Source organism: Streptomyces sp. NPDC094448, assembly GCF_044763775.1.
GTDB lineage: Bacteria > Actinomycetota > Actinomycetes > Streptomycetales > Streptomycetaceae > Streptomyces.
In genome coordinates this window covers 437,066-463,413 of sequence record NZ_JBIWGU010000001.1, presented here as the reverse complement: position 1 = coordinate 463,413, position 26,348 = coordinate 437,066, and the positions used below count along the sequence as shown (strand labels likewise).

Sequence of the window (26,348 nt, the reverse complement as noted above, 5' to 3'; positions counted from 1 at the left end):
CGCTGCGCGCGCAGGTCGGATGGGTGTCAGCCGGAGGCCACAGGGGGGGGAATGGATGAACTCCTGAGTGCGGGCAGCGCCCGATACCGTGACCGTCATCACTGTCCTCACCTCCTGCTTCCTCGACGAACCGACCGGCCTGTGCTCCACTCCGGGCAGCGCACGCGGCGCTCCCGGCGGAACGGGTTGAAGAGTAGACGCGCTCCCCGAGGGCACGCCAGCCATTTACGGGCCGGTGCCCCGCCCCGGCTCGGTCCGGTCCCGTTCCCGGCGCGCGGCGGCATCGGACAGCGGGGCACATCCGGCCACCGCCCGCCCGCTTCCTGTGGCTGCACTGCCGGACAAAGTGCCTTGTGGAAACGATTCTGCATCGAAAGGCGGGGCTGTCGGACGCCCCTCGTATGCTCCCCGGATGCAAGGTGAACTCATCGACGGTGTGCCCGTGCTGTGGACCGAGGAGCCGGGACCGTTCGAGGCCGTCCTGATCTTCGGGGGCGGGATCCTGGACGAGCCGCTCGCGGTCCGGGGGGCCATGCGGCTCGTCGCCCATCTCGCGCAGAGCGCGCTGCCGCGGCGGAACCATCCGAGCCGTGACTGGCAGGACCTCGAATCCACCTACTTCACGGCGTCCGGAAGTCCGGAGCAGGTGACCCGCTACCTCGACGGGATCTGCCGGGCTCTGGCCCGGCTGCCCCTCCACCGGCTGGCGCACGAGGCGGAGGTGCTGGGGACCGCCGATCTCTCCCCGGTCAGCGAGGTCGCGCAGAATCTGCTCTGGGGCCGCTACGGCCACACCGGTCCCGGTTCGGCGAACCACGAGGGGCCCGGGCTCCACGGGGTCTCCGCCGAGGATGTCCGGTCCGCCGCGGCCCGGGTCTTCCACCGGGACAATGCAGCGCTGGTGCTGACCGGACCGCCGCCGGAAGGACTCCGGCTGCCGCTGCCCGCGGGGGAGCGCCCGGCTGTGAGGGCCGCGGCGCCCGAGGTGATCACCGGCGCGGTGTGGTTCCCCTCGGATGTCCCCGATCCCGGTATGTCCTGGTCCGGGGATCCCGGGGACCCGGCGCTCCTGCTGTCGCACTATGTGTTCCGCGAGCGGCTCGTGCAGGCACTGCGGCACCGGAACGGGCTCTCGCACGAGATCAGGGACGTCCATCTCCCGCTCGGCCCCGGCCGGGCCGAGTTCATCTTCTGGCCCGACTCCCGCGAGGGGCACGAGCAGCGGGTCGCCGAGCTGATGTGGCAGGAGGCGCTGCGCCTGGCTTCGGAGGATCCCACCGAGGCCGAGCTGGCCCGGGAGGTGACCGCCTACCGCGAGCGGGCCGCCACCGTCGAACGCCCTGTGGACGAACTCCTGGAAGCCGCGGGCTGTCTGCTGGTGGACCGGGACTACCAGGATCTGGAGGCCCGGCTGGAGTCCCTCGCGCAGGTCGCGCCGGAGCAGCTCCGCGCCGCCTTCGCCACCGCACTGAAAACGGCGGTGCTCACCGTACCGAACGGGCTGCACCTGGAGCTGCCGCAGCTCGACGGCCGTCCGGTGCCCCAGTTGACCTGCAACACCTATGGCGACCCCGCCCCGGGCGCGGTCTTCCGGCCGAAGCGCACCGACCGGCTGCGGTACCGGGACCTGCGCGGCGCACAGCTGGTCCTCACCGACGACGGCATCTGGCACCGGGCAGCCCCGGACGACGTCCATTACGTGGCCTTCGCCGAGGCGAGCGCCCTCATCGAGTGCGGGAACGGCCGTCTCCTCCTCGGAGGAACACACTGCGTCATCGACGTGGACGAGAGCCTCTATCCGGGCGCCGCGCGGGCGTCGGCCGCCGCGGACGCCGCCGTACCCCCGCGGCTGCGCTTCCGGGCACCGGGCTTCCGGGAGGAGTGAACTATCCGTCGTTCTGCATCAGCTGGATGAGGTTGCCGCAGGTGTCGTCCAGGACCGCCGTGGTGACGGGGCCCATCGCCGTCGGTTCCTGGGTGAAGCGGACCCCGAGGGCGCGCAGCCGGTCGTACTCCGCGCGGACGTCGTCGACGGCGAAGGACGCGGCCGGGATCCCGTCGCGGACCAGGGCCGCTTTGTACGGTCCCACCGCGGGGTGGCCGTCGGGTTCCAGGAGCAGTTCGGTGCCGTCGGGGTCCTCCGGGGGGACGACCGTCAGCCAGCGGGCGGCGCCCAGCGGGATCTCGTTCTTCTTCACGAAGCCCAGCACGTCCGTGTAGAACTTCAGGGCCTTGTCCTGGTCGTCGACGAATACGCCGGTCACATAGATCCTCATGGCCCAGAATCATCACACGGGCGCCGGGGGCGCAGCCCGCCGGCGCCGATCGGGGGACACCGGCGGGGCGGGTGCGGGGCCGGCCCCGCGTCGGCCGGGGTGCGTCGAAAACAACCCGGTCGCAGCACACCGGGAAGCCATCGGCTCACTCCGTGTGGCAGGCCCCTGCGATGCCCCCTAGCGTCGCCGTATGAACAATCCTGACAAAAACCACCATTCACTCCATCACTATCGGAGACGCGCGGGTGCGCCGGCCGTCGCGGCCGCCGTGGTCGTCGCAGTCGCGTCGGGGGTCGCCGCCGCCCCCGCGCACCACGGCGGCCGTCACACGGTCCAGCCCGGCGAGTCCATCCAGGCCGCCGTGGACGCCGCGGCGCCGGGCGATGTGGTCGTGGTGTCCCCGGGGACGTACCGCGAGAGTGTGGAGATCACCACCTCCGGAATCACTCTCCGCGGTTCGGGCCCCGGCACCGTGATCGCGCCCCCGGCCGCCACGGAGACCGGGCGACGGGCCGAGAGCGCCTGCGCGAAGGCGGGCAACGGGGTCTGTATCACCGGGACGGAGGCCGCCGGGGTCACCGGGGTCACCATCCGCTCCCTGACGATCTCCGGGTTCGCCAAGGGCGGTCTGTGGGCGTCCAGGACCGACCGGCTCACCGTCCGGGAAGTCACCGCCGAGCAGAACGGCACCTGGGGGCTCGGGCAGGAGAAGTCCACCCGGGCCGTCTTCCGCCACAACACCGCGCGGGGGAACAAGGACGCGGGCATCATGCTGACGAACATCGTCGGGCACGAGGCCGCGGCCACCGACAGCCTCGGCACGGTCGTCGCCGACAACACCCTCACCGACAACCGGCTCGGGGTGATGCTGAAGCGGATCAGGAACCTCTCGACGCACGCCAACGAGATCACCGCCAACTGCGCGGGGATCTTCGTCGTCAGCGACGAGTCGAAGCCGGGCTCGGGCGATATCACCATCCGCTCGAACACCATCCACGAGAACAACAAGTTCTGCGCGGCGACGCCCCGGCTGCCCGCGATCCAGGGGTCCGGGATCGTGCTCACCGGCTCGGACGCCACCCTCATCAAGGACAACTCGGTCCGCGGCCACCACAGCGACACCCTGCTGGCCGGTGGGATCGTGCTGGCCGAGAGCTATGTCGGGGCCACCAACACCGGCAATGTCATCGAGCACAACACGGTCACCGAGAACATCGCCGCCGATCTGGTCGACCGCGGCAACGGCACCGGCAACACGTTCCGGAAGAACTCCTGCGCCTCGTCCAAGCCCGCGGGCCTCTGCTGAGCCCACCGGACGAGCCGCCCCGCCCCCGACTCCGTACCGAACCGCCGAACCCGCCGCGCCCCCGCGCCGGGAGAGCAGGAGAACGAGCGAACGCCATGACAACCCTCGGCACCAGACCCACCACCCAGCTCGCCGACGCCGACACCCTGCCGCCCCCGGCGATGCGGCTGCGCGAACTCGTCTTCGGGGCGGCCTGCGCCGCGGCCGTCCGCGCCGCCGCCCGGCTCGGCGTCGCCGATGCGCTCGGGGACGCGCCCACCACCGTCGAAAAGCTCGCCGCCGTCGTCCACGCCGAACCCAAGCCGCTGCGGCGGCTGCTGCGGGCTCTGTCCTGCTACGGCATCTTCACCGAGCGCCCCGACGGCACGTTCGTCCACACCGAGATGTCCCGGATGCTCCGCGAGGACGATCCGCAGTCGCTGAAGTACATCGCCCTGTGGTGCACCGAACCGTGGACCTGGGCGGCCTGGCCGCATCTCGACGACGCGGTGCGCACCGGGGACAGCGTCTTCGACGAACTGTTCGGCAAGGGCTTCTTCGAGTACCTCCACCAGGACGCCCATGAATCGGCCCATGTCTTCAACCGGGCGATGACCACCTCCAGCCGCCAGTCCGCGCTGGAGGTCGCCGATCTGCTCGACCTCACCGGGGTCTCCTCCGTCGTCGACATCGGCGGCGGACAGGGACATGTCCTGGCGAGCCTGCTGGAGAAGCACCCGCAGCTCCGCGGCACCCTGCTCGACCTGCCGGACGTCGTCGCCAAGGCCGATCCCCGGCTGCGGGAGGGCGGCGAACTGGCGGACCGGGCCGATATCGTGCCCGGGGACTGCCGCCGGGAGATCCCGGTCTCGGCCGACCTCTACATCATCAAGAACATCCTGGAGTGGGACGACCACAGCACCCTCGCGACCCTGCGCAATGTGATCGCCGCAGCCCGGCCGGGCGCCCGGGTCGTCGTCATCGAGAACCTCGTCGACGACAGCCCGTCCATGAAGTTCACCACCGCGATGGACCTGCTGCTGCTGATGAACGTGGGCGGCGCGAAGCACACCCGCGACAGCATGGTGGAGCGGATGACGCAGGCCGGACTGCCGGTCGGCGAGATCCGGCCCGTCAACGCCTATCTGCACGCCTTCGAGTCCGTGGTGCCCACCCGCGCCGAGTAGGGCACGAAGCGGACGGCGCACACGGTACGGCCCCGGGATCCCGTCGGACGGGTTCCCGGGGCCGTACCGCATCCGCGGACCGGTGTGTCAGTCGCTCTGCCAGGAGTAGAACTGACGGGCCATCGCGTCCTTCGGGGAGCGCCAGGTCGCCGGGTCGTAGGGGGAGACGTACGCCTGGAGCCGGTCGCTCAGCTCACGGAACTCCGGGTGCTCGGCCACCTGCGCGATCGCCGGGCCCGGCGGCCGGTCCGCTTCGATCAGATGGAGATACAGATCGGGCCCGAACTGGAAGAGGCTGCGCCGGTTGACGCCGACGAGATGGGGCAGTTCGCCCCGGTCGGAGGCCGCGAACAGACCCGCGATCCCGTCGGCCGAGCCGGGCGCCATCCGCGCCACGATCAGCGCCCGGTGGGCGGAGCGCGTACCCGTTTCCGTACCGGTACGGCCGGTGCCGGTGTGCGCGCTCACCGTCGCACCCCCGCCTGGGCGCGAGCCTCGATCTTGTCGCGGATCAGCGCCATCTGGATCTTGGAGTTGCGGTTGATGTTGTCGGTCATCCACTCGTCGTCGACGGGGGCGTCCGGCTTCATCGCGAAATCCTGCCGCCAGTGCAGCTTCGTCCCGCCGGGGACCTCGGTGTACTCCCACTCGATGTCCATGTGCTGGAACGGCCCGGTCTCCACCCGGCGGGCCCGCACCTGGCGGTTGGCCCGGTCCGGGGTGCGCTCGGAGACCCAGCTCCACACCTTCCCGTTCTCGTCGGGGTGCATGGTCAGCCGGAAGGTGGTGGTGGAGCCGGACCTTTCGAGGACCTCGACCGAGGCGTACTCGCTGAACAGCTCCGGCCAGTTCTCCAGGTCGTTGGTGATGTCCCAGACGAGGTCCAGGGGTGCGGCGACGGTGATCTCGTTCTCGGTGTGTCCGGGCACTTCAGGCTCCGCTCTTGAGAAGGGTGTCGTTGACGAGGGCGAGGAACTCGCGGGGGGTCCTGCACCGCTCCGCGTCCTGCGGCATCGGACGGCCGTACTGGTTCTCCAGCGTGGCGACGATGCCGAGGAGGCCGAGCGAATCGAGGCCGTAGTCCTCGAAGGGGGTGTCGGGCGCGCCGGCGAAGGTCTCCGGGTCGACGTTCACACCGGCGTTCTTCCGCATCAGTTCGGCCAGTGCGCCGGAGGTCAGGCTGTCCATGGGGGTACTCCTTCGTGCTGTGGGGAAATCCGGTGGTTCAGGGCCGGGGCCTGCTGCTCCGGGGCCGTGCGCAGCCCCCGTGCAGCAGGCCGGCGCGCTCCGCGGCGGTCACTCCGGGGCCGCGCTGCGCAGCACCAGCGCCGCGTTCGACCCCATGAGGCCCCGGCTGAGCACCAGCGCCGTCCGCAGCGGTGTCCGCCGCGCCTTTCCGGTGACGACGTCGAGGTCGTGGCAGACGTCGAAGACATTCGGCGTGGGCGGTACGAGACCGTGCTCCATGGCCATCACGGCGGCGGCCGCGTCCAGCACCGGACCGCCGCAGTAGGCCCGGCCGATACCGGTCTTGGGGGCGGTCACCGGCACCCGGGTGCCGTGGCTGCCGAGCGCGTCGGCGATGGCGAGGGCCTCCGCCCGGTCGGCCTCGGGGGTGCCCAGGGCGTCGGCGAAGACCACGTCGATCTCCTCCGGGGCGGCGCCGGCGGCCTCCAGCGCGCCCCGGACGGCACGGGCCAGCCCCTCCCGGGACGCCGCCCAGTTCCCGGGTCCGGTGAAGGTGGCGGCGTGCCCGGCGATCCGGGCCCGGGGCCGCACCCCGCGGGCCAGTGCCGCGCTCTCCTCCTCGACGACCAGCATCGCGCCGCCCTCGGCGGGGGCGAAGCCGCAGGCCTCGGCGGTGAAGGGGCGGTACGCGCGCTCCGGGTCGTCGGCCCGGCTCAGGTCCTCGTACCCGAGCTGGCAGACGACGGAGTACGGGGCGAGCGGCGCCTCGGCCGAGCCGACGACGACGGCGTCGGTGCCGCGGACGACGGCCCCGGCGGCATGGGCAATGGCGTCGAGGCCGCCCGCCTCGTCGCTGCACACCACCCCGCAGGGGCCCTTGAAGCCGCCGCGGATGGAGATCTGGCCGGTGCTGGCCGCGTAGAACCAGGCGATCGACTGGTAGGGGCCGACGAAGCGGGAGCCGCGGCCCCACAGCTGCTGGAGTTCGCGCTGGCCGAACTCGCCGCCGCCGGAGCCGGACGCGGTGACCACGCCGACGCCGAAGGGGAACTTCTCGTAGTCGGCGCGGCCGAGCCGGGCGTCGGCGAGAGCGAGATCGGCCGCGGCCATCCCGAAGTGGGTGAAGCGGTCGGTCTGGACGAGGAAGCGGTCCTCGACCATGGCGCCGGGTTCGAAATCGCGGACTTCGCCGCCGACCCGCAGCGGAAGCTGCTCGCAGCCCTCCCGGGTGACCCGGTCGAGGACGCTGATGCCCTCCTGCGTCGACTTCCAGAAGACGTCGGCGCCGATGCCGTTGGGGGCGACGACTCCGATGCCGGTGACGACGGTCCGGCGCTCCGGTGCCGTCCGGCGGCGGTTCGCCGGCCTGCTCGCGCTGCCCATCAGGTCCTCCCACTGGTCCGGCTGCCGGGCCGGGTCATGACGACGGCGGACTGGAATCCGCCGAAGCCGCTGCCGACGGAGAGCACGGTGCGCAGCTTCCGGGGGCGGGCGGTGCGGGGCACGTAGTCCAGGTCGCACTCGGGGTCGGGGGTGTCGTAGTTGGCCGTCGGCGGTACGACCTGGCGGTCCATCGCGAGGACGCAGGCCACCAGCTCGATGGCGCCGATCGCGCCGAGGGAGTGGCCCACCATGGATTTGATGGAACTCATCGGCGTCTTGTACGCGTGGTCGCCGAGCGACCGTTTGACGGCGGCGGTCTCGTGGCGGTCGTTCTGCTTGGTGCCCGAGCCGTGCGCGTTGACGTAGTCGACGGCGGTGCCGGCGATACGGGCGTGGTCGAGGGCGGTGTCGATGGCGCGGGCCATCTCCAGGCCTTCGGGGGTGAGCCCGGTCATGTGGTAGGCGTTGCCGAAGGTGGCGTACCCGCCGATCTCGCAGTAGACGGTGGCGCCACGGGCCCGGGCGTGCTCCAGCTCCTCCAGGACGAGGACGGCGCCGCCCTCCCCCATGACGAATCCGTCGCGGTCGGCGTCGAAGGGGCGGGACGCGTGAGCCGGGTCGTCGTTGTTGGGGGAGGTCGCCTTGATGGCGTCGAAGCAGGCGACGGTGATCGGGGATATCGGGGAGTCCGAGGCGCCCGCGACGACGATGTCGGCGCGGCCGTCCTCGATGGCCTGGAAGGCGTAGCCGACGGCGTCGAGGCCGGAGGTGCAGCCCGTGGAGACGGTCTGCACCGGCCCCTTGGCGCCGCACTGCTCGGCGACGGCGGAGGCGAGGGTGCTGGGCGAGAACGCCCGGTGGAGATGGGGTGCGGCGGGGCGGTGGTCGACGCCCCAGCGGGTGCCGGAGGCGGAGACGGCGACGTAGTCGTGCTCCAGCCGGGTGGTGCCGCCCACCGCGCTGCCGAGGAAGACACCGGTCCGCCAGGGGTCCTCCCGGTCGGGGTCGAGCCCCGCGTCGCGTATCGCCTCGGCGGCCGCGACCAGCGCGAACTGGATGTATCTGTCCTGCCGGTCGGTGTCCTCGCGGCTCAGCCCGTGGGCCGCGGGCTCGAAGTCGACCTCGGCGGCGATCCGGGAGCGGAACCCGGCCGGGTCGAAGAGGGTGATGCCGCGGGTCGCGGTACGCCCGTTCGCGAGCAGGTCCCAGAACGCCGGGGCGCCGACCCCGCCGGGGGCGACGACGCCGACCCCGGTGACCGCCACCCGCCGGGTCATGAGACGGCTCCGGACCGTTCCGGCGGGCCGCCGGCCGGAGCGCCCGCCGGATTGACCTCCGTGTCGACATGGCCGAGGTCGGGGCGGGGCGCCAGCGGGCCGAGGTGGAAGACCATCCGGGCCTCGACGTTGCCGACGTTGCGGAAGCGGTGCCGCAGGTCCTTGGGGATGAGCAGCCCCTGGTCGGGCCGGAGGGGGTGGGGTTCGCCGTCCAGGTCGACTTCGAGGAGTCCGCTCACGACATAGACGAACTCTTCGGAGTACGGGTGGTAATGCTCGGCGATGAACTCGCCCGGCTGCACGATGGCGAGGCCCATGAAGCCGCTCGTGGCCCCCACCGCGGTGGGTGTGAGCATGGCGCGCAGATCGCCGCCGCGCCGGGTGTTGGGCTGCGTCTCGCTGAGGTCCACGATGCGTGGGCTGTGCGTGGTCATGCTGTCTTCCTCCCGATGGGGGTGCCGGTCCGGGCGGGCGGGGCACCGGGGCCGGTGCGCGCCGCCCGGGCCGGCCCCGGGGTGTTGCGTGCAGGGGGTGCGGTCGGACCGGTCAGGTCTCGTCCGGAGCGAACCGGTCGGTGATGAGCTGCATATCGGCGCGGTTGACGAAGCGGGCGACGCCCGGGTCGCCCTCGGCGATATCGGCCGCCGTGTGCGGCAGCTCGTCGCCGTCGGCGAGGAGCTTGGCGAGGGTGGCGGTCTTGCGGGCGCCCTGGACTCCGAGGGCGAGGACGGTGTGGTCCGCGATCGGCCCGCTGACATCGATCAGCCGGACGACGACGTCGTCGCGGTGGAAGACGGTGGAGGAGACGATCGGGTCCCGGTCGTGTGCGGCGGCTTTCTCGTCCTGCTGGGCGAGGAGCCGGGCGACGGCCAGTCCGCAGCCCTCTTTGGCCTGGTAGAAGAGGGCGTGCCGGTTGACTTCGGCGGGTGGTCTGCCCTCGGCCGACACATGGTGGACGGCGGGCAGGGCCGCCCGGGTGAAGAAGACCCGGGCCGAGTTGGCGTCGTCGAGGTCCCGGTCCTGCTCCAGATACGGGTTGATGGCCTCTTCGACGGCCCGTACCTCGGGCTGTTTGGCCACGTGCCGCAGGGCGGCCATCAGATCGCCCTGGACCTCGATGGCCCGGACGACCCGGTTGCCGTGCATGAACAGGGACGTCCGGCGCAGCCTGGTGTGGTCGTCGACGCGGGCGGCGGGCGAGCTGTAGCCGGCCAGGATCTTGGCGACGGTCTGTTCGCTGCCCGGCTTCACGGTGAAGGTGAGGGCGTGGCGGACGACGCCGTCGCCGACCCGGACGGACGCCCGGGCGTCGGCGGGCCTGCGCCGCTGGTCGGGGCTGATGCTGAAGGCCTGTCCGGTCTCGCGCAGCACATTGAATTTCAGCGACCGGGTGTCGCGGACGCAGGAGTGCAGCGGCTGGACGGTCTCGACGTGTTCCTCGCTGTTGACCCAGGCCAGGAAGGGCGGTGCGCTCTCCCATTCACTGGTGATCAGCCACTGCGACGGGTTCTCGATGGACTGGCAGAGCTGGTCGCTGATGTGGCCGGGGACCGAGGCCACGCTGTTGCGCATGTGCTCGTACGCCTCCAGGAACTCCTTCTGGGCTCCTTCGTAGAGGTCGAGCAGGAGGATCACGCGGAGCCGGGAGCCGTCGAAGACGGACTGCGATATGCGTTCCGACAGGGTGGTCATCGGTGTTCACACTCCTTCGCGACCACGCCCGGCGGTCGCGGGCGCGGTGGCCCGCCGCTCCGTCGTCACGTCCGTCGCCTGTGCCTTGGCTGATATTCCGTTTCCGGGTTCGGTACGGGCGCTCCGGCCGGCCCGCCGGGGACCGTCGACGAGCCGGGCGGACCGGGCCGGGCCCGGTCCGTCCGGCCGCACCGGCCGGTCCCGCGGAGCGCGGGGCGCTCCCGTGATCCGATCGTGGTCGGCCCGCGCAAGTGGCGCGAGAGATGGGCACCATGCGGGTGAATGGGCGGGGGAACCGTTCCTGCACCGGGCACAGAGAAGCCATGGACGAGCCCGTGAAGCACTCCGCGACCGCAACCGCAGCACCGCATTCCGAGGCCCCCGCGCTCCGGGTCCCGGTCCTTGTCGTGGGCGGGTCCCTGGTGGGCCTGTCGACCTCGTTGTTCCTCAGCCGCCACGGCATTCCGCATCTGCTCGTCGAGAAGCATTCGGGCACCTCGGAGCATCCGCGCGGGCGGGGTATGAACCTGCGCACGATGGAGCTGTTCCGGGTGGCCGGGGTGGAGGCCGGGATCCGGGAGGCGTCGGCGGTCCTGGCGGAGAACCACGGGATCCTCCAGGCGCGGGGGCTGCTGGGGGACGACGGGGAGTGGCTGTTCCGGGAGATCGACCCGGGCGGCGGGCACCGGGCCATCAGCCCGAGCGGCTGGTGCCTGTGCAGCCAGAACGATATCGAGCCGGTCCTCGACGCCCGTTCCCGGGAGTACGGCGCCGATCTGCGCTTCTCCCACGAGCTGGTCTCGTTCGAACAGGACGACGAGGGGGTGACGGGGCTGGTGGAGAACCGGGCGACCGGGGCGCGGTTCGCCGTACGGGCGGACTATCTGGTCGCGGCGGACGGTCCGCGCAGCCCGGTGCGGGAGGCTCTCGGCATCGGCCAGAGCGGCAACGGCGAGCTGTTCCACAACGTGAGCATGACGTTCACCTCGCACGGGCTCGCCGAGGCGGTCGGGGACCGCCGGTTCATCGTCTGCTATCTGACCAGCCCGGGTGCGGACGGGGCGCTGCTGCCGGTGAACAACCGCGAGCGGTGGGTCTTCCACGCCCCCTGGCACCCGGAGGTCGGTGAGCCACTGGAGGCGTTCACCGACGAGCGGTGCCGGGACCACATCAGGGCCGCAGTCGGGGTGCCGGGACTGGATGTGGAGATCACCGGGAAGGCGCCGTGGCACGCGGCGGAGCGGGTCGCCGAACGGTACTCGTCGGGGCGGGTGTTCCTGGCGGGCGACTCGGCCCACGAGATGTCGCCGACGGGCGCCTTCGGCTCGAATACGGGGATCCAGGACGCGCACAACCTCGCCTGGAAGCTGGCGGCGGTCCTCAAGGGCTGGGCGGGTCCCGGGCTGCTGGAGACCTACGGCGCCGAACGGCTGCCGGTGGCCAGGGCCACCAGTGCGCGGGCGTCCGCCCGTTCGGCGGAGCACAGCCATCCGGGGTACGCGCCGGGGCCCACGGCGACCACCCGCCGGGGCAATGTGCTGACGGTGGCGATGGGGTACAGCTATCCGCGGGGCGCGGTCGCGGGCGCCGACCCGGGGGCCCCGGTGGTCCCGGACGCCATGCGGATCACGGGCGCGCCGGGCACCCGGGCGCCGCATCTGTGGGTCACCCGCGCGGGCGAGCGGATCTCGACGATCGACCTCTACGAGCGGGTGCCGGTGCTGCTCTGCGCGGAGGGGTCGGTCTGGCCGGAGGTGGCGCACCAGGACGCGGCCAGGCTGTCGGTACCGCTGGAGGTGCTCACCTTCGGCCGCGGTCCGGACGCCGATCTGGTGCCGGAAGAGGGCGCCGACTGGTCGGTGGCGCACGGTGTGGAGCCGGGCGGTGCACTGCTGGTACGCCCCGACGGTTTCGTGGCCTGGCGGGCGGCGGGGCCCGTACCGGCTCCCGGGGCGGCGGTGGCCGAGGCGCTGACCACGGTACTGAGCCTGGACACCCGCAGCCCGGAACAGGAGGCCCGGATGCTGGACGGGGCCGCCCGTCCGGCGGCGCCCGCCGCGCCGGAGGGCCCGGCGCAGGCCGGGGACCCGAGTCCGTCGGGCGTATGACCGCCGTACCCCCGGTCCGGGGTGTCCCCCGCGCGCGCCCGGCGCGCGGGGTGCCGGTGCAGGCCGGGGAGCGTACGGCGGCGGCCCCGGACGGGACGACCGCGTGCGGGCCCTCCGGTGTGCGCCGGGTCATGCGCATGGTGCCCCCGAACGCCCGGCGCCACCGCACCGCGCGCTCTGCCGTGCGCGGATAGCCCGCCCCATCCGACGGGTGTAGAAAGAGGACATGACCGCACGCTCCGGTCGCCCGCCCCGCCGCCCGCGCACGCGCCGGGCGCAGGGACCGCTCGATATGCGCAGCGTCGCGGGCCAGGTCTTCCTCCTCCAGGTCGTCATCGTGATCCTGCTGGTGGCAGCCGGGATCGCCGCGCTCGTACTCCAGTCGCATTCGGACAGCGAACGGGAGGCCACCCGCCGTTCCCTCGCGGTGGCCGAGACCTTCGCGAGCGCCCCCGGGATGGAGGAGGCGCTGAAGAGCCCGGATCCGACGGCGGTGCTCCAGCCGAGGGCCGAGACGGCCCGCAAGCTGTCGGGCGTTGACTTCGTGGTGGTCCTGGACACCCACGGCCGGCGGCTCACCGCACCGCTGCCCGGTCTGATCGGAAAGCAGTTCACCGGCGACACCGCGCCCGCGCTCCGCGGCGGGGTGGTCGAGGAGCAGGTCGGCGGCCCGCTCGGCCCGCTGGTGCAGGCCACGGTTCCGGTGCACGGGACCGACGGCTCGGTCATCGGTCTGGTGTCGGCAGGCGTGACACTGGAACGTGTGAGCGGGGTCGTCGAGGAGCAGTTCCCCCTGCTGTTCGGGGTGGCCGCGGGCGTCCTGCTGCTCGCCACCGTCGGAACGGCCCTGGTGAGCGGCCGGCTGCGGCGTCAGACCCATGGGCTGGGTCCCGAGGAGATGACCCGGATGTACGAACACCACGACGCGGTGCTGCACGCGGTGCGGGAGGGCGTGCTGATCCTGGACGGCGAGCGGCGGCTGCTGCTCGTCAACGACGAGGCCCGCAGACTGCTGGGGCTGCCCGCCGAGGTCGAGGGCCGTACGGTCGGCGAACTGGACCTGGACCCGCATACGGCCCGGCTGCTGTCCTCGGGCCGGATCGCCAGCGACGAGGTCTACCGGGTCGGGCGGCGGCTGCTGGCGGTGAACCAGCGCGCCACCGACCAGGACGGCGGGCCCCCGGGTACGGTCGCGACGATCCGCGACACCACCGAGCTGGCGGCGCTGAGCGGCCGGGTCGACGTGGCCCAGCAGCGGCTGCGGCTGCTGTACGACGCGGGCGACGAGATCGGCACCACCCTGGACGTGGTCCGCACCTGCGAGGAGCTGGCCGAGTTCGCGGCCGCCCGGTTCGCCGACTACGCGACGGTCGATCTGGTGGAGACGGTGCTGCGCGGTGAGGAGCCGACGGCCACCGGCGCCGGCGCGGATATGCGGCGTACCGCGTTCAGCGGCCCGCGGGACGACACGGCGCTGTTCCCGCTCGGGACCACGATCCGCTTTCTGCCGGGCACCCCGCTGGGTGAGGGCCTGGGCCAGGGCGAGGGCGTCCTGGAGACCGATCTCGGCGCGTACACCGGCTGGGAGCAGCAGTCCCAGGCCCGGGCGCGGCGGCTGGTCGAGGCGGGTTTCCACTCGATGATCGCGGTACCGCTGCGGGCCCGCGGCGCGATCCTCGGGGTGGCGATGTTCTGGCGCTCCGACCGGCCGGAGGCCTTCGAGGAGGAGGACCGCTCCCTCGCGGAGGAGCTGGTGGCGCGGGCCGCGGTCAGCGTCGACAACGCCCGCCGCTACTCCCGCGAGCACACCATGGCGGTGACGCTCCAGCGCAGTCTGCTGCCGCGCGGGCTGCCGGAGCAGAGCGCCCTGGAGACGGCGTTCCGCTACCGCCCGGCGCAGGCGGGCCTGGGCGGGGTCGGCGGGGTCGGCGGCGACTGGTTCGACATCATCGCGCTGCCCGGCTCCCGGGTCGCCCTGGTGGTCGGGGACGTCGTCGGCCACGGGCTGCACGCCGCGGCGACCATGGGCCGGCTGCGGACGGCCGTGCACAACTTCTCCACCCTCGACCTGCCGCCGGACGAGCTGCTGTGGCATCTGGACGAACTGGTGGTCCGGATCGACCAGGAGGACAGCGAGGCGGAGGCGGCGGAGGCCGGTGTCACCGGCGCGACCTGTCTGGTCGTGATCTACGATCCGGCGACCGGGGTGTGCACGATGGCCCGGGCCGGCCATGTCCAGCCCGTGGTCGTCCATCCGGACGGTACGGCCGCGTTCGCGAACGTGCCCGGCGGTCCGCCGCTGGGCCTGGGCGGGCTGCCGTTCGAAACGCTGGAGCTGCGGCTCCCCGAGGGCAGCACCCTGGTGCTGTACACCGACGGGCTGGTCGAGGACCGCGACCGGGATATCGACGAGGGCCTGACGCTGCTCCGCGACACCCTCTCCGGCCATGGCGGCCGGACCCCGGACGAGACCTGCGATGCGGTGCTGCGGGCCCTGCTGCCGGAACGGCCGCGGGACGATATCGCCCTGCTGGTGGGGCGGACGAGGGTGCTGGACGCCTCGCGGGTGGCCGAGTGGGACGTCCCGTCCGACCCGTCGGCGGTGGCCGAGGTGAGGGCGCGGGTCGCGGGCACCCTGAAGGAGTGGGAGCTGGAGGACGAGGCGTTCACGACGGAGCTGATCCTCAGCGAGCTGGTGACCAACGCGATCCGGTACGCGGTGGGTCCGATCCGGGTACGCCTGATCCGCGACCGCGCGCTGATCTGCGAGGTCTCCGACCACAGCAGCACCTCGCCGCATCTGCGCCAGGCCGCGAGCACGGACGAGGGCGGCCGGGGGCTGTTCCTGGTGGCCCAGTTCGCCGACCGCTGGGGCACCCGCTACACCCCGGACGGCAAGGTCATCTGGACGGAACAGCCCCTGACCGGGCCGTAGGGCCCGACCGGGGGCCGGGCCCCCGGCTCAGCTTCCGGACGAGCGGCGCCGGTACGCCACGAACCCACCCGCCGCCAGCAGGACCGCGACACCGGCCACGGCGGCGATGACCGGTCCGTTTCCGCCGTCGTCGTCCGCGGTCGACGTCATCGCCGTGGCCCCGGTCGGTGAGCCGCCTTCGGTGGGGCGGGCGGAGGGGAACGGCGACGCGGTGGCGGTGGGTGCTTCGGCGGGGGCCGGGGGAACCGCGGCCGAGGGGGCGGGGGTGACGGCCGGAGCCGGCTCCTTGGCCGGCGGGTCGGTCGCCACGAGCGCCGGGTCGATCGGGACCTTGACCGCGCCGGGCGCCTTGGCCTTCAGCTTCAGGACGGGTGCCGGACTGTCCGAGCCGTCCACGCCGGGGTCTTCGATCCAGCGGGAGACGGAACCGTCGCTGTAGGTCTCCAGGACCCGGAATATCAGCTCCTTCGCATCGGGGAGCTGCTGGACGGCGATGCTGTGGACCGCGTCCGTGCCGGTCGGGAGGGCGGTGCCGTGGACGGTGTAGCCGCCCTGGGAGTGGATGAACTTCCAGCCCTTGGGGGCGTTCTTGAGGGTGACCGCGGCGGGCGACAGGCCCTGGGGCAGCACGACCTGGATTTTGGTGATGCCCGCCTTCGCCGATTCCGCCTCGGAGGTGAGGGTCACGGTCACGTTCTTGGCGAGGGCGCGGGGGTCGGAGGCGGTCACGCCCGCGTGGGCGGCGGCCGGCTGCGCGGTCCCGAGCACGAGCGCCAGACCGCAGGCGAGTGCGGCGGGGGCGGCCGCGCGGAGGGGGAGGGGGGCGCGGCGAGGCTGCCGGGGGTTGGTGATCATGGTTCTCCTCTGGGTGCCGTCGTGGGGGTGACGCCGTCGAGGGGTGCCCGTCGTCGCTGTCGGGGCCCTGTTCTACCGGGGAGGTGCCGTGGTGCCGTTCGGTGCGGGATGGTGCGCGGGTTGCGGGCGTACGGGAAGTGCCGGGGCCATCATCGCCGACGGGGGCCGTTCGTGCGGGTGTTTGACCGGGTGGACGATCAACGGGGTTCGGCGGGCGGCTCGTTCTCCGGGCCGCCGGTCAGATCGCGTACCGCCAGACCGTGAGCATATGGGCGCCGTACCAGCTGCCGAAGAGCGTGGCGGCGGCCAGTACGGCGACGGCGGTACGGGTACGGGCCCGGCCCAGCGCCACCGCGAACGGCAGCAGGAACACCAGCGCGGGCACCAGCAGCCGCAGCTTGGAGTGGTAGTAGTTGCTCTGCGCCAGGGTCAGGACGACCATCACCGTCCCGTAGACGAGCAGCGGCGGCCAGGTGCCCCGCCGCCAGGCCGCCGCCGTCGCACCGACGGCGGCGAGCAGCAGGACGGCCGTGCTCACCGGCACCCAGCCGTCGGCGTGCTCCCAGGTGTGGGCCAGGAAGGAGAAGAAGGCGGCACCGTTGTCCCAGCGGGTCCCCCAGCCGGCTTCCTGGATGACGAACCAGGCGTTCAGCTGCCCGGACCGCCAGCCCACCCAGAGCAGATACGCCGGGGTCCCGGTGCACGCCAGGGCGACCGCCCCGACCGGGCGCCAGGAGAAACCACCGCGCCGCATCGCCAGTACGGCGGCCACCGCGAGCGCCACCGCGACCGCGAAGGCCGCGGGCCTGGTCAGCCCCGCCAGCAGCCCGAGGACTCCGGCGGACGCCCAGGCCTCCCGGTGCGCGGCCAGCAGCGCCCCCGCCGCGAGGGCGAGGAACAGGGATTCGCTGTAGCCCATCAGGAAGGTGACGGCCATCGGCTGCGCCCCGGCGAGCAGCACGATCCCGGCGAGCGCGGTCCGCGGCCCGTACAACCGGGTGAGCAGGGCGTGCACGGCGAACAGGGCGCCCAGCAGGGACAGCTGGGCCACCGCGACGGCGACCCCGCCTGCGTCGAGGCCGGTGAGCCCGTGCACGGCCCGTATCAGCAGGGGGTAGAGGGGGAAGAACGCGAGGTTGTTGCCGGTCGGCTCGCCGTCGTCGCCGTAGCTGAGGCCCGGCGGATAGCCCTCGGTCGCTATGTCCCGGTAGAGGGCGGCGTCCCAGGAGAGCAGCCGGTCCCGCAGGGACCAGCCGGACGGCAGCATCGCGGTGAGGACGAGCAGATGGACGAGGGTGTTCAGGGCGGAGACCCCGAGCACGGGCGCGACCGCGCGGCGGGCGTCCCAGCGGTGGCCGGCGGATGTGTCGTCCCGGCCGCGGACCGGGCCCTCGGTCTCGTCCGCGGATCGCCGCGCGCTCCGGAGCGCCGAGGCGGCCCCCGGCCTGCCGCGGGGTGAGGGCACCGGCAGCGGACCGGCGGCGGACGTTCGGGCGTCGGTCAGGGTCGGGTCGGCCATCGGGCTCCTCGCACGGTGGGATGGTACTCAACCCTCATACACATGTTCGTCATCGGTAGGTTGACAAGGCGTGATCCGGATCACCGCATACGGTCGCGGGCCCCGGTCGGCGGGGCGGGGCCGCCGCAGGCGCGGGCCAGGCACGCCGATGCCCGCCTCCTCCGCAGGCGGCCCCCTCCGTCGGCGGTCCGGGCCCGCGACGAGGGACGCGGTGCGCCGCAAGGCGGTCGGGGCACGCCCCGGGCCTCGCCCGAAGGGCACCCCGCGGTAGCCGGAGGACGTATGCGAGCCCGGCTCGCGCCGAGAGGGACGGACTGCGACGGCAGGGGCCGGGGCGGGGATACCGGGGGGCCGGGGCGCCGGGGCGCCGGGGCGCCGGGGCGCCGGGGAGGCGGTTCCCGGACCGGCGCGGGCTACCGCAGGCCCGCGGCCGCCCGCTCCGGAAGCGCGCCGGGAGCCGGGCCCCCGACCGGTTCCGGAGCAGCAGCGGGTTCCGGGGCCTCGGCAGGTCCCGGCTCCCGGCTCCCGGCGGCCGGGACCGCGGCAGGTTCCGCGGGCTCGGCCTCGGCCGGTTCCGGGACCGGCCGGGTGCCCAGGCGGAGGTTCCAGCGGCCTTCGCGGCACGAGAGTTCGGTGATGGTGAGCGCCGGTACGTCCAGCCGCCAGAAGGCCTCCGGGGGCAGTGCCAGCGCATGGACCACGGCGGCGCGGACCACGGCGGGTTCGGCGATCGCGAGGATCCGCTCCGGGGTCCGCCGGGCCAGCTCCGCCAGCCAGCCGCCGATCCGGTCGCGGAGCGCGAGCAGGGATTCGCCGCCGTGCGGCGCGGCGGCGGGGTCGGTGAGCCAGGCGCCGACCGCCGCGGGTTCGCTGCCGGTCAGCTCCGCCAGCCCGCGCCCCTCCCAGCGGCCGAGATCCCAGTCGGCGATGGCCTCGTCGACCTGATGCTCCGCGCCGAGCCCGAGCGCGACGGCGGTTTCACGGCAGCGCCGGGAGGGGGCGGTGAGCACCCGTGCGGCACGCGGTGTCCACCCGGCCGCGGCCTCCGCCGCCGCCCGGCCCGCCCCGTCCAGCGGCGCCCCGGAGTCGAACCGGACGGCCCGTGCCGCGGCCGTCACCCCTGCCGTCAGCAACAGCACCCGTATGGTCATCGCGGCCTCGACTCCCCTGCCCCGCCGGGAAGTTCCCGGACATCCGCCCCCGCGCGCGCCGGTGTCCCGGACGCCCCCGTACCCAAGCACACGATCCGGCCGGACGGGTCGGATACGCGCCATGGCGGCGGACCCGACGAAGCGGTACGGTCGCGTGGACATGACGAAGATATGACGGAAGTCCGGTGTGAATCCGGCACGGTCGCGCCACTGTGTACCCGTATCGCCACGGGAAGTCAGACCCGGCATCTCCGTCTCAGGCACCACGATCGGGACGCGTCGTTCCCTCTGGAGGTTGTCATGGCCCAGTCGGCCGTACCCGCCGCTCCGCTTCCGTCGGCTCCGGCCGCCGCGCCGGAGGCCCTCACCCCCATCTCCCTCAAGGAGATAGCCCCCTGGGCCGTGTTCGGCGGAATCCTGATGCTGATCCTGCTCTACTTCGTCGGCGCCGAGCAGGGCGCCGTCGCCGTACTCTCCGGCGAGACCGTGCACGAGTGGGTGCACGACGGCCGTCATCTGCTCGGCTTCCCGTGCCACTGACCCCACCGCACACGGGAGAAAGAGCACGAATGACAACACATCACCACACCCCCGCGCCCACTGGTCCCGCCGCCGTGCGGGCCCTGCTGGTACGGGGCATGCTGGCGGGCCTGATCGCCGGGGTGTTCGCTCTGGCCGTCGCGTACTTCCTGGGCGAGGGTCCGGTGGACGCGGCCATCGCGTTCGAGGAGGCCGGTGCGCACGGCCATCACGAAGGCGGCGAGGAACTCGTCAGCCGGGCCGTCCAGTCGACGGCCGGACTCGCCACCGGCGTCCTGGTGTACGGGGTCGCCGTGGGCGGGATCGCGGCGCTCGTCCTCTGCGCGGCCCTCGGCCGGATCGGCGGCTTCGGACCGCGCGCCACGGCCCTGCTGGTGGCGGGCGGCGCCCTGGTGAGCGGCTATCTCGTCCCATATCTCAAGTACCCGCCGAATCCGCCCGCCGTCGGGGACCCCGACACCATCGGACAGCGCACGGCGCTCTACTTCCTGTTGGTCCTGGCGAGCGTGCTGCTGACGGTGGCGGCGGTGATCGTCGGCCGGCGGCTGGCGGCCCGCTGGGGGAACGGAAACGCGACGGTCGCCGCGGTGGCGGGCTTCGTACTGGTGACGGCCGCCGGCTATGCCTTCCTGCCGTCGTTCGACGAGGTACCGAAGGGCTTCCCGGCAGCGGTGCTCTGGGAGTTCCGGCTGGCGACGCTCGCCGTGCAGACGGCGCTGTGGGCCGTGTTCGGCGTGGTCTTCGGCCATCTCGCGGAGCGGCTGCTGACTCCGGAACAGGCCTCTCCTCCGGCCCGGACGGAAGCGCTGCCCTCGCACTGAACCGGCAGCCGGGGCCGCCGCGCACCGGTCCCGGCCCCAGTGCCGGGCGAGGACGGTGCCACGGCACGGCGACAGCGGTCCCGGGGCACCGTCCGCCGTGCCGTGGGCTCACCCGTTCGGGAAGCGGACCGGTCCTGGTGTCCGATTTCTTCAAGACCGGCGGACGGGCACCCGCCTAACGTGGCGGCATGACAGCACGACTCGACGCCATCAGCCTCGTCGTCTCCGACATGGCCCCTTCCCTCGCCTTCTACCGGCTTCTCGGCCTGGACATCCCCCCGGACGCGGATAACGCGCCCCATGTGGAGGCGGTGCTTCCGTCCGGGTTGCGGGTGCTGTGGGACACGGAGGAGGTCATCCGTTCCTACGATCCGTCCTGGACCCGCCCGAGCGGGGGCGAGCGGATCGGGCTCGCCTTCCTCTGTGAGAGCCCGGACGCCGTGGACAAGCTCCACGACACGCTGGTCGCCGCCGGGCACCGGACGCACCTCGCGCCGTGGGACGCGGTGTGGGGACAGCGTTACGCCGTGGTGCTCGACCCCGACGGCATGGGTGTGTCCCTCTTCGCCGCCGCCTGAACGCGCACCGGGCGCTACGCCGGGACGGCCCGGGCGCCCGTCCCGTACCCGCTCGGTGTCATCCCCGACAGGGCCCGCATCTCCCGGGCGAAGTGAGCCTGGTCCGCATAGCCCGCCGCGGCCGCGGCACACGCGTACGGGGCACCCCGGCCGACCAGCGCGAGGGCCCGCTGGAGGCGGAGCACCCGGGCCAGGGTCTTGGGGCCGTAGCCGAAGGCGTCCAACGCCCGCCGGTGCAGCGTACGGGCGCCGAGGCCCACCTCGTCGGCCGCGGCGGCCACCGGGGCACCGCCGTCGAGGAGCCCTGCCACCCGGGTCAGCAGCGGATCGGGGCGGACACCCTCCGCGGCCCGGCGCGCGGCCGTCTCCAGCGCCACGGACTCCAGCTCGGCCGGCGGGTCGGCGGCCGCGTCGACGCGTTCGGTGAGCCGCCGGGCCCCCGCCGCGCCCCAGAGGTCGGCCAGCTCCACCCGCCGGTCGCGCAGTTCGTACGCCGGGACCCCGAGGACGGCGGGCGCCGTGCCGGGGGCGAACCGGATGCCCGCGAACCGGTCCCCCGGCCCGCCCTGCGGCGGCTGCGCCCGGGTGTCGGGGCCCGCGACGAAGAGCCGCCCCGGAGTCCACAGCAGGTCCATGCATCCGTCGGGGAGCACCGGCCGGACCGGCGCGGGCGATGCTCCGGGCCCGGCCGGTGCTCCCGGCGCGGGCGACTTCGTCCAGACGACCGCGCCCGCCAGCGCCGAGGCCCGCTCCTCGTACATGAGTCCGAGGCTACCCGCGGTCGCCGTACGGCGGGCGGCCCTCGTGCGGCGGCCCGTCCCCGCCGTGGCCCCGGCCACCCGCCGACGGCGGCTGCTCGGGCCGGGCCGGGTAGGGACGGCCCGCGGGGTACGGCGGCCGCGCCGGATAGGGCGGACGGTCCGGATAGGACGGCCGCTCCCCCGGATACGCCGGTCCCGCCTTCGGCTCCGCGGCCCCCGGCCGCCCGCCTGCCGCCGGTTTGCCCGTATGCAGCCGGGCCCGCAGATCGTCCGGCGGCAGAAAGCGGGACCAGCGTTCGGGGAACTCCGACGGCATATCCCCGGGCCCGCCGTCCGCGTCGTCGTCGGGCTCGCCTTCGTACTCGTACATCCGCGCCGCCTGCGCCCGCGCCAGCACCTCCACTGCCTGGGCCTCGCGCAGCCGCTCGTTGGCGGCCCGCGCGGCGGCCGTGGCCACGGACGGCCAGACCCGGTCGATGGCGGCGTTGACGGCGGCACCGACCAGTACGGCGAAGGCGGAGACGCCGATCCACAGCAGGACGGCGATGGGCGCCGCGAGGGAGCCGTAGATCGTCGGGCCCTCCACCGTACTGGTGATGTAGACCCGCAGCAGGGCGCTGCCCGCGACGCCCATGGCGAGCGCGACCAGCGCGCCCGGCACGTCTTCGATCCACGGGGAGCGGACGGGTACGGAGACGTGGTACAGCGTCGTCAGGAAGGCGACGCTCAGCAGGATGACGACCGGCCAGTAGACGATCATGACCAGGGTGGTGCCCCAGGGCACCAGCTCGACCACCCGGTCCGGGCCGACGGCCGCGAGCGGCAGCACCACCGCCCCGATGACCAGGGCGACGAGATAGAGCAGAAAGGCCAGCAGCCGGGTCGCGACGATGCCCCGGTGGCCGTCCAGGCCGTACATCACGGTGATGGTGTCGATGAAGACGTTCACCGCGCGGGAGCCCGACCAGAGCGCAATCGCGAAGCCGAGGGAGATCAGATCCGGCCGGCCGCCGTGGGTGACGTCGGCCAGCAGGGGTTTCGCGATCTCGTTGACGCCCCGCTCCGAGAGCACCGTCCCCACCGCGTTGAGGATGTTCTTCTCGATGGAGGCGACGGTGGTGGTGTCGGTCCACGAGTCGATGTAACCCAGAAGGCCGAGGAGCCCGAGCATCAGGGGCGGCAGCGACAGCAGGGTGAAGAACGCCGCCTCCGCCGCCAGCCCGAGGATCCGGTACTCGATGCACGAGTTGACGGTGTCCTTCAGAAGCAGCCAGACCATCTTCCGCTTGGAGACGTTGCGGTAGAGGACCCGGGCCCGATGGAGCCGCCCCGAATGCCGTTCGGGTGTTTCATTTGCTGCCTGCACCTCCTTACCGTATCCGCATGGCGACCAGCACCCACACAGTGACCAACCAGGCTCCGCCCCTGGTGGGATACGACGTCTTCGGGTCCGACCGCGCGCTGACGGAGGCGGTGGCGCGGCATACGGGCGCCGATCTGCCCGAGGCGGCCCGCGCGGAGCTTCCGGCACTGGCCCGGACCGTCACGACGGAGCTGACCGAGCTGGGCCGGGCGGCCGGTTCGGCACAGGCCCAGGAGTGGGGGAGGCTCGCCAACGAGAACCCCCCGAAACTGCGGACCCACGACCGCTACGGCAACCGGATCGACGAGGTGGAGTTCCATCCCGCCTGGCACCGGCTGCTGGGGCGGGCCGTCGGCGCCGGGCTCACCGACGCCTGGAGCCGCCCGTCCGGGCATGTCCGGCGCGCCGCGGGCTTCCTGGTGACGGCCCAGACGGAGGCCGGGCACGGCTGCCCGCTGTCGATGACCCATGCGGCCGTACCCGCGCTGAGGGCGGATCCGGCCCTCGCGGCCGCGTGGGAACCCCGGCTCACCTCGCACGCGTACGCGCAGGAGTTGCTGCCCGCGGAGCGGAAGCCGGGCGTGCTGTTCGGCATGGGGATGACGGAGAAGCAGGGCGGCAGCGACGTCCGGGCGAACACGACCCGCGCCGAGGAGCTGGCGGGCGGGGCCGGGGAGTACGTCCTGACGGGGCACAAGTGGTTCTGTTCGGCGCCGATGTCGGACGGCTTCCTGGTGCTGGCACAGGCGCCGGAGGGGCTGACGTGCTTCCTGGTGCCGCGGGTGCTGGCGGACGGGACGCGCAATGTGTTCCGGATCCAACGTCTGAAGGACAAACTGGGCAACCGTTCGAACGCATCGGCGGAGGTCGAGTTCGAGGGGACCTGGGCGCGCCGGGTCGGTGACGAGGGCCGGGGGGTGCGGACCATCATCGGGATGGTCGCGGCCACCCGGCTCGACTGCGTACTGGGTTCGGCGGCGCAGATGCGGCAGGCCGTGGCGCAGGCGATCCACCATGCGGCGTACCGCAACGCCTTCGGCGGGCCGCTGATCGACAAACCGCTGATGCGGAACGTACTGGCGGATCTGGCCCTGGAGTCGGAGGCGGCGACGGTCCTCGGGATGCGGCTGGCGGCGGCGTACGACGCGGGTACGGAGGCGGAGCGGGCGCTGCTGCGGATCGCGGTGCCCGCCGCGAAGTACTGGGTGACCAAACGCTGTACGCCGATGGTCGGCGAGGCGCTGGAGTGCCTCGGCGGCAACGGCTATGTGGAGGAGTCGGGGATGCCGCGGCTGCTGCGCGAGGCGCCACTGAACTCCATCTGGGAAGGCTCGGGGAATGTGCAGGCGCTGGACGTGCTGCGGGCGCTGACCCGGGAGCCCGGGGCGCTGGACGCCTTTCTGCGGGAGGTGGGCCTCGCCCGGGGCGCCGACCACCGGCTGGACGGGGCGGTCAAGGGTCTGCTGACGGAGCTGGCCGATCTGGAGGGCGCCGAGGGCCGGGCGCGGCGGCTGGTGGAGCGGATGGCCCTGGTGCTCCAGGGGTCCCTGCTGGTCCGCTGGGCGCCGCCGGAGGTGGCGGACGCGTTCTGCGCCTCACGGCTGGGCGGCGACTGGGGTACGGCCTTCGGCACGCTGCCGCGCGGTCTGGCGACGGGCGCGGTGGTGGAGCGGGCGCGGGCGGTGGTCTGAGGAGTACGGGACCGGGCAGCCGAGTACCAGCGGTCCGGCAGGCCGGTCCGCGGGTGACCGGGTCGGGCCGGCCGACGGTGCGGGCGGCCCCCTTGCGGACGCCCGGTCAAAAGGGTTTGGCCGTTGCTGTTGCGGGGGCGGCCGGTCAAAGATGATCATGACCGGGGTGGTGCTGCGCCGACACGGCACCACCCCGGCGCTGTACACCTTCGTACACCAGCGCACCCATTCGCGAGGGTTGCAGAGGGTTGCAACACTCTTGCGACCTATCGCCACATGGCGGTACGCGATCCGTACCGCCCGAGGAGGACCCCCGCGCCGTGCACACCTCGCCGATCGACCCGGCCGGACTCACCGCGATGGATCCGGCCGAGGCCGGAAGAGTGCTCAAGGGCGTCCGGGAGGCCGTACTGGGCGGGCGGAGGTCGGCGCTCGGCCCGCGGGCGGAGATCGGCGAGTCCTGGCAGCGGCTGCTGCGGTCCGGGCTCGACCCGGAGCACGGCGGCCGGGCGGGGCTGCTGCCGCGCGAGGAGGTCGAACGGCGGCGCGGCGAGTCCCCGCTGCGGACGGTGCTGCCGGTGCTCCGCGAGGGGCTGGTGGGGGTCGCGGACGCGGCGCAGCACGTGGTGACGGTCGCGGATGCCGACGGCAAGCTGCTCTGGCGCGAGGGCACCGCCGCGGTGCTGCGCAAGGGCGACGCCCACGGTTTCGTCGTCGGCTCCGACTGGAGCGAACCGCTGGCGGGGACGACCGCGATAGGGACGGTCCTGGTCGCCCGGCGCCCGGTCCTGGTCCATGCGGCCGAGCATTTCGTCGCCGCGTACCACTCGTGGACGTGCGCGGGGGCGCCGGTCACCGACCCGCGCAACGGGCGGCTCCTCGGCGTGGTGAATGTCTGCGGGCCCCTGGGAACGGCGCATCCGACGACCCTGCCCCTGGTCACCGCCGTGACCCGGCTCGCCGAGGCACAACTGCGCCTGGCGCATCTGACGGCCCTGGAGAAGCTGCGGGTGGTGGCCGCGCCGCTGCTGGGGCGGCTGACGGGGCGGGCGGTGGTCACCGACGGGAACGGCTGGCCCGCGGCGGTGATCGGCATGCCCCCGCCGCAGGGCCGGCTCCAGCTCCCGCGGGCCGCCGCCGCGGGCCGGTACTGGATCACGCCGCTGGGGACGGCCGATCTGGAGCCGGTGCCCGGCGGCTGGCTGATCCGGGTGACCGAACCGGGAGGCCCCGGCCCGGTCGCCCGCGTGGTGGTGGATCTGACCCGCCTCCCGCGCGCCTCGGCGACCGTGCACGGCGCGGCGGGCAGCTGGGTCCAGGAGCTGAGCCCGCGCCACGCGGAGCTGCTGGGGCGGCTCGCGGCCCGCCCGGAGGGACTGAGCGCGGCTCAGCTGGCGGCGGAGCTGTTCGGCGACCCCAGCCGGACGGTGACGGTCCGCGCGGAGATGTCCCGGCTGCGCCGGCAGCTCCCCCAGGTGCTGACGAGCCGCCCGTACCGGTTCGCGGAGTCCGTCGAGGTCGAGATCCGCCACGGGTAGCCTCCGGCGGCCGGCGGGAGGGATCCGCGGCCCGCGAGTCCGGCGCGGCGGCCGGGGCCGTACCGCGAACCCGCAGGGGCCGCTGTCGCACGGGGATGGGAACAGCAGGCTCGCCGTCCGGGCGGCCGCGCGGCGCCGGCATCCCCCTGCCATGCCGAGGCCGGGCCCCCTGTCCGGCCCGTGGGACGGCTGCCCGCCGA

At 73.4% G+C, this 26,348-nt stretch carries 23 protein-coding genes; 10 read left to right on the top strand and 13 right to left on the bottom strand.

Annotation, left to right across the window (positions count from 1 at the left end):
• Positions 1-412 precede the first annotated feature (412 nt).
• Positions 413-1,885 carry a hypothetical protein gene (locus tag ACIQ9E_RS01835; RefSeq protein ID WP_403700370.1) on the top strand — a complete coding sequence of 491 codons (1,473 nt, stop codon included), beginning with the start codon at positions 413-415 and terminating at the stop codon, positions 1,883-1,885.
• Position 1,886: 1 nt separating this feature from the next.
• Here the strand turns inward: ACIQ9E_RS01835 and ACIQ9E_RS01830 are convergent, their stop codons facing one another.
• Positions 1,887-2,276, bottom strand: a complete 390-nt coding sequence (locus ACIQ9E_RS01830) for a VOC family protein (RefSeq protein ID WP_403700367.1) — start codon at positions 2,274-2,276, stop codon at positions 1,887-1,889.
• A 190-nt stretch (positions 2,277-2,466) separates the two neighbouring features.
• Between ACIQ9E_RS01830 and ACIQ9E_RS01825 the strand changes: the two genes are divergently transcribed.
• On the top strand, positions 2,467-3,582 hold the full coding sequence (locus ACIQ9E_RS01825; RefSeq protein ID WP_403700364.1) for a nitrous oxide reductase family maturation protein NosD: 1,116 nt from the start codon (positions 2,467-2,469) through the stop codon (positions 3,580-3,582).
• Between the two features lie 95 nt (positions 3,583-3,677).
• A complete protein-coding gene (locus ACIQ9E_RS01820; protein ID WP_403700361.1) occupies positions 3,678-4,748 on the top strand; it encodes a methyltransferase in 1,071 nt (356 codons plus the stop codon).
• An 87-nt stretch (positions 4,749-4,835) separates the two neighbouring features.
• On the opposite strand, the gene ACIQ9E_RS01815 is transcribed toward ACIQ9E_RS01820, so the two are convergent.
• From ACIQ9E_RS01815 to ACIQ9E_RS01785, 7 genes are all read right to left on the bottom strand, one after another.
• Positions 4,836-5,216 (bottom strand): TcmI family type II polyketide cyclase, encoded by a 381-nt coding sequence (locus ACIQ9E_RS01815; protein WP_403700358.1) that lies wholly within the window; start codon positions 5,214-5,216, stop codon positions 4,836-4,838.
• Positions 5,213-5,677 (bottom strand): SRPBCC family protein, encoded by a 465-nt coding sequence (locus ACIQ9E_RS01810; protein WP_403700355.1) that lies wholly within the window; start codon positions 5,675-5,677, stop codon positions 5,213-5,215. The genes ACIQ9E_RS01815 and ACIQ9E_RS01810 overlap by 4 nt, the downstream gene beginning before the upstream one ends.
• A gap of 1 nt (position 5,678) precedes the next feature.
• Positions 5,679-5,936, bottom strand: coding sequence for an acyl carrier protein (locus ACIQ9E_RS01805; protein ID WP_006345754.1), 258 nt, complete (start codon positions 5,934-5,936; stop codon positions 5,679-5,681).
• A gap of 108 nt (positions 5,937-6,044) precedes the next feature.
• Entirely contained in the window at positions 6,045-7,319 is a 1,275-nt protein-coding gene (locus ACIQ9E_RS01800; RefSeq protein ID WP_403700352.1) for a ketosynthase chain-length factor, read from the bottom strand.
• Complete coding sequence (locus ACIQ9E_RS01795; protein ID WP_403700349.1) at positions 7,319-8,596, bottom strand: beta-ketoacyl-[acyl-carrier-protein] synthase family protein; 1,278 nt, start codon at positions 8,594-8,596, stop codon at positions 7,319-7,321. Before ACIQ9E_RS01795 ends, ACIQ9E_RS01800 begins: the two co-directional genes overlap by 1 nt.
• On the bottom strand, positions 8,593-9,030 hold the full coding sequence (locus tag ACIQ9E_RS01790; RefSeq protein ID WP_403700346.1) for a cupin domain-containing protein: 438 nt from the start codon (positions 9,028-9,030) through the stop codon (positions 8,593-8,595). The genes ACIQ9E_RS01795 and ACIQ9E_RS01790 overlap by 4 nt, the downstream gene beginning before the upstream one ends.
• Positions 9,031-9,142: 112 nt before the next feature.
• Positions 9,143-10,288: a SchA/CurD-like domain-containing protein gene (locus ACIQ9E_RS01785; RefSeq protein ID WP_403700343.1), complete on the bottom strand. Its 1,146-nt coding sequence runs from the start codon at positions 10,286-10,288 to the stop codon at positions 9,143-9,145.
• A gap of 323 nt (positions 10,289-10,611) precedes the next feature.
• Between ACIQ9E_RS01785 and ACIQ9E_RS01780 the strand changes: the two genes are divergently transcribed.
• Positions 10,612-12,396 (top strand): FAD-dependent oxidoreductase, encoded by a 1,785-nt coding sequence (locus ACIQ9E_RS01780; protein WP_403700341.1) that lies wholly within the window; start codon positions 10,612-10,614, stop codon positions 12,394-12,396.
• A gap of 226 nt (positions 12,397-12,622) precedes the next feature.
• Positions 12,623-15,331, top strand: coding sequence for a SpoIIE family protein phosphatase (locus ACIQ9E_RS01775; protein ID WP_403700338.1), 2,709 nt, complete (start codon positions 12,623-12,625; stop codon positions 15,329-15,331).
• A 27-nt stretch (positions 15,332-15,358) separates the two neighbouring features.
• Here ACIQ9E_RS01775 and ACIQ9E_RS01770 read toward each other — a convergent pair whose 3' ends face one another.
• The 3 genes from ACIQ9E_RS01770 to ACIQ9E_RS01760 form a co-directional block, all read right to left on the bottom strand.
• On the bottom strand, positions 15,359-16,186 hold the full coding sequence (locus ACIQ9E_RS01770; RefSeq protein ID WP_403700336.1) for a DUF1775 domain-containing protein: 828 nt from the start codon (positions 16,184-16,186) through the stop codon (positions 15,359-15,361).
• A 238-nt stretch (positions 16,187-16,424) separates the two neighbouring features.
• Positions 16,425-17,705, bottom strand: a complete 1,281-nt coding sequence (locus ACIQ9E_RS01765) for a hypothetical protein (RefSeq protein ID WP_403700333.1) — start codon at positions 17,703-17,705, stop codon at positions 16,425-16,427.
• Between the two features lie 413 nt (positions 17,706-18,118).
• A complete protein-coding gene (locus tag ACIQ9E_RS01760; RefSeq protein ID WP_403700330.1) occupies positions 18,119-18,856 on the bottom strand; it encodes a histidine phosphatase family protein in 738 nt (245 codons plus the stop codon).
• A gap of 300 nt (positions 18,857-19,156) precedes the next feature.
• Here ACIQ9E_RS01760 and ACIQ9E_RS01755 point away from each other — a divergent pair, with 300 nt between their 5' ends.
• The 3 genes from ACIQ9E_RS01755 to ACIQ9E_RS01745 all read left to right on the top strand — a co-directional run bounded on the left by ACIQ9E_RS01755 (position 19,157) and on the right by ACIQ9E_RS01745 (position 20,795).
• Positions 19,157-19,396, top strand: a complete 240-nt coding sequence (locus tag ACIQ9E_RS01755) for a CbtB domain-containing protein (protein WP_040913662.1) — start codon at positions 19,157-19,159, stop codon at positions 19,394-19,396.
• A 29-nt stretch (positions 19,397-19,425) separates the two neighbouring features.
• On the top strand, positions 19,426-20,217 hold the full coding sequence (locus tag ACIQ9E_RS01750; protein ID WP_403700327.1) for a CbtA family protein: 792 nt from the start codon (positions 19,426-19,428) through the stop codon (positions 20,215-20,217).
• Between the two features lie 188 nt (positions 20,218-20,405).
• Complete coding sequence (locus tag ACIQ9E_RS01745; RefSeq protein ID WP_403700324.1) at positions 20,406-20,795, top strand: VOC family protein; 390 nt, start codon at positions 20,406-20,408, stop codon at positions 20,793-20,795.
• Between the two features lie 14 nt (positions 20,796-20,809).
• Here the strand turns inward: ACIQ9E_RS01745 and ACIQ9E_RS01740 are convergent, their stop codons facing one another.
• Positions 20,810-21,556: a helix-turn-helix domain-containing protein gene (locus tag ACIQ9E_RS01740; protein ID WP_403700321.1), complete on the bottom strand. Its 747-nt coding sequence runs from the start codon at positions 21,554-21,556 to the stop codon at positions 20,810-20,812.
• A gap of 10 nt (positions 21,557-21,566) precedes the next feature.
• Positions 21,567-22,922 (bottom strand): YihY/virulence factor BrkB family protein, encoded by a 1,356-nt coding sequence (locus tag ACIQ9E_RS01735; protein WP_403700318.1) that lies wholly within the window; start codon positions 22,920-22,922, stop codon positions 21,567-21,569.
• Between the two features lie 17 nt (positions 22,923-22,939).
• Here ACIQ9E_RS01735 and ACIQ9E_RS01730 point away from each other — a divergent pair, with 17 nt between their 5' ends.
• Positions 22,940-24,610 (top strand): acyl-CoA dehydrogenase family protein, encoded by a 1,671-nt coding sequence (locus ACIQ9E_RS01730; RefSeq protein ID WP_403700315.1) that lies wholly within the window; start codon positions 22,940-22,942, stop codon positions 24,608-24,610.
• Between the two features lie 320 nt (positions 24,611-24,930).
• Positions 24,931-26,148, top strand: a complete 1,218-nt coding sequence (locus ACIQ9E_RS01725) for a GAF domain-containing protein (RefSeq protein WP_403700312.1) — start codon at positions 24,931-24,933, stop codon at positions 26,146-26,148.
• Positions 26,149-26,348 lie beyond the last annotated feature (200 nt).

What these genes read in the sequence shown, in the direction of transcription:
- ACIQ9E_RS01835 (WP_403700370.1), top strand. Translation starts at nt 413, where the DNA reads ATGCAAGGTGAACTCATCGACGGTGTGCCCGTGCTGTGGACCGAGGAG.
- ACIQ9E_RS01825 (WP_403700364.1), top strand. Translation starts at nt 2,467, where the DNA reads ATGAACAATCCTGACAAAAACCACCATTCACTCCATCACTATCGGAGA.
- ACIQ9E_RS01755 (WP_040913662.1), top strand. Translation starts at nt 19,157, where the DNA reads ATGGCCCAGTCGGCCGTACCCGCCGCTCCGCTTCCGTCGGCTCCGGCC.
- ACIQ9E_RS01785 (WP_403700343.1), bottom strand. Translation starts at nt 10,288, where the DNA reads ATGACCACCCTGTCGGAACGCATATCGCAGTCCGTCTTCGACGGCTCC.
- ACIQ9E_RS01770 (WP_403700336.1), bottom strand. Translation starts at nt 16,186, where the DNA reads ATGATCACCAACCCCCGGCAGCCTCGCCGCGCCCCCCTCCCCCTCCGC.
- ACIQ9E_RS01820 (WP_403700361.1), top strand. Translation starts at nt 3,678, where the DNA reads ATGACAACCCTCGGCACCAGACCCACCACCCAGCTCGCCGACGCCGAC.
- ACIQ9E_RS01805 (WP_006345754.1), bottom strand. Translation starts at nt 5,936, where the DNA reads ATGGACAGCCTGACCTCCGGCGCACTGGCCGAACTGATGCGGAAGAAC.
- ACIQ9E_RS01780 (WP_403700341.1), top strand. Translation starts at nt 10,612, where the DNA reads ATGGACGAGCCCGTGAAGCACTCCGCGACCGCAACCGCAGCACCGCAT.
- ACIQ9E_RS01750 (WP_403700327.1), top strand. Translation starts at nt 19,426, where the DNA reads ATGACAACACATCACCACACCCCCGCGCCCACTGGTCCCGCCGCCGTG.
- ACIQ9E_RS01760 (WP_403700330.1), bottom strand. Translation starts at nt 18,856, where the DNA reads ATGACCATACGGGTGCTGTTGCTGACGGCAGGGGTGACGGCCGCGGCA.
- ACIQ9E_RS01730 (WP_403700315.1), top strand. Translation starts at nt 22,940, where the DNA reads ATGGCGACCAGCACCCACACAGTGACCAACCAGGCTCCGCCCCTGGTG.
- ACIQ9E_RS01765 (WP_403700333.1), bottom strand. Translation starts at nt 17,705, where the DNA reads ATGGCCGACCCGACCCTGACCGACGCCCGAACGTCCGCCGCCGGTCCG.
- ACIQ9E_RS01745 (WP_403700324.1), top strand. Translation starts at nt 20,406, where the DNA reads ATGACAGCACGACTCGACGCCATCAGCCTCGTCGTCTCCGACATGGCC.
- ACIQ9E_RS01740 (WP_403700321.1), bottom strand. Translation starts at nt 21,556, where the DNA reads ATGTACGAGGAGCGGGCCTCGGCGCTGGCGGGCGCGGTCGTCTGGACG.
- ACIQ9E_RS01795 (WP_403700349.1), bottom strand. Translation starts at nt 8,596, where the DNA reads ATGACCCGGCGGGTGGCGGTCACCGGGGTCGGCGTCGTCGCCCCCGGC.
- ACIQ9E_RS01775 (WP_403700338.1), top strand. Translation starts at nt 12,623, where the DNA reads ATGACCGCACGCTCCGGTCGCCCGCCCCGCCGCCCGCGCACGCGCCGG.
- ACIQ9E_RS01800 (WP_403700352.1), bottom strand. Translation starts at nt 7,319, where the DNA reads ATGGGCAGCGCGAGCAGGCCGGCGAACCGCCGCCGGACGGCACCGGAG.
- ACIQ9E_RS01830 (WP_403700367.1), bottom strand. Translation starts at nt 2,276, where the DNA reads ATGAGGATCTATGTGACCGGCGTATTCGTCGACGACCAGGACAAGGCC.
- ACIQ9E_RS01790 (WP_403700346.1), bottom strand. Translation starts at nt 9,030, where the DNA reads ATGACCACGCACAGCCCACGCATCGTGGACCTCAGCGAGACGCAGCCC.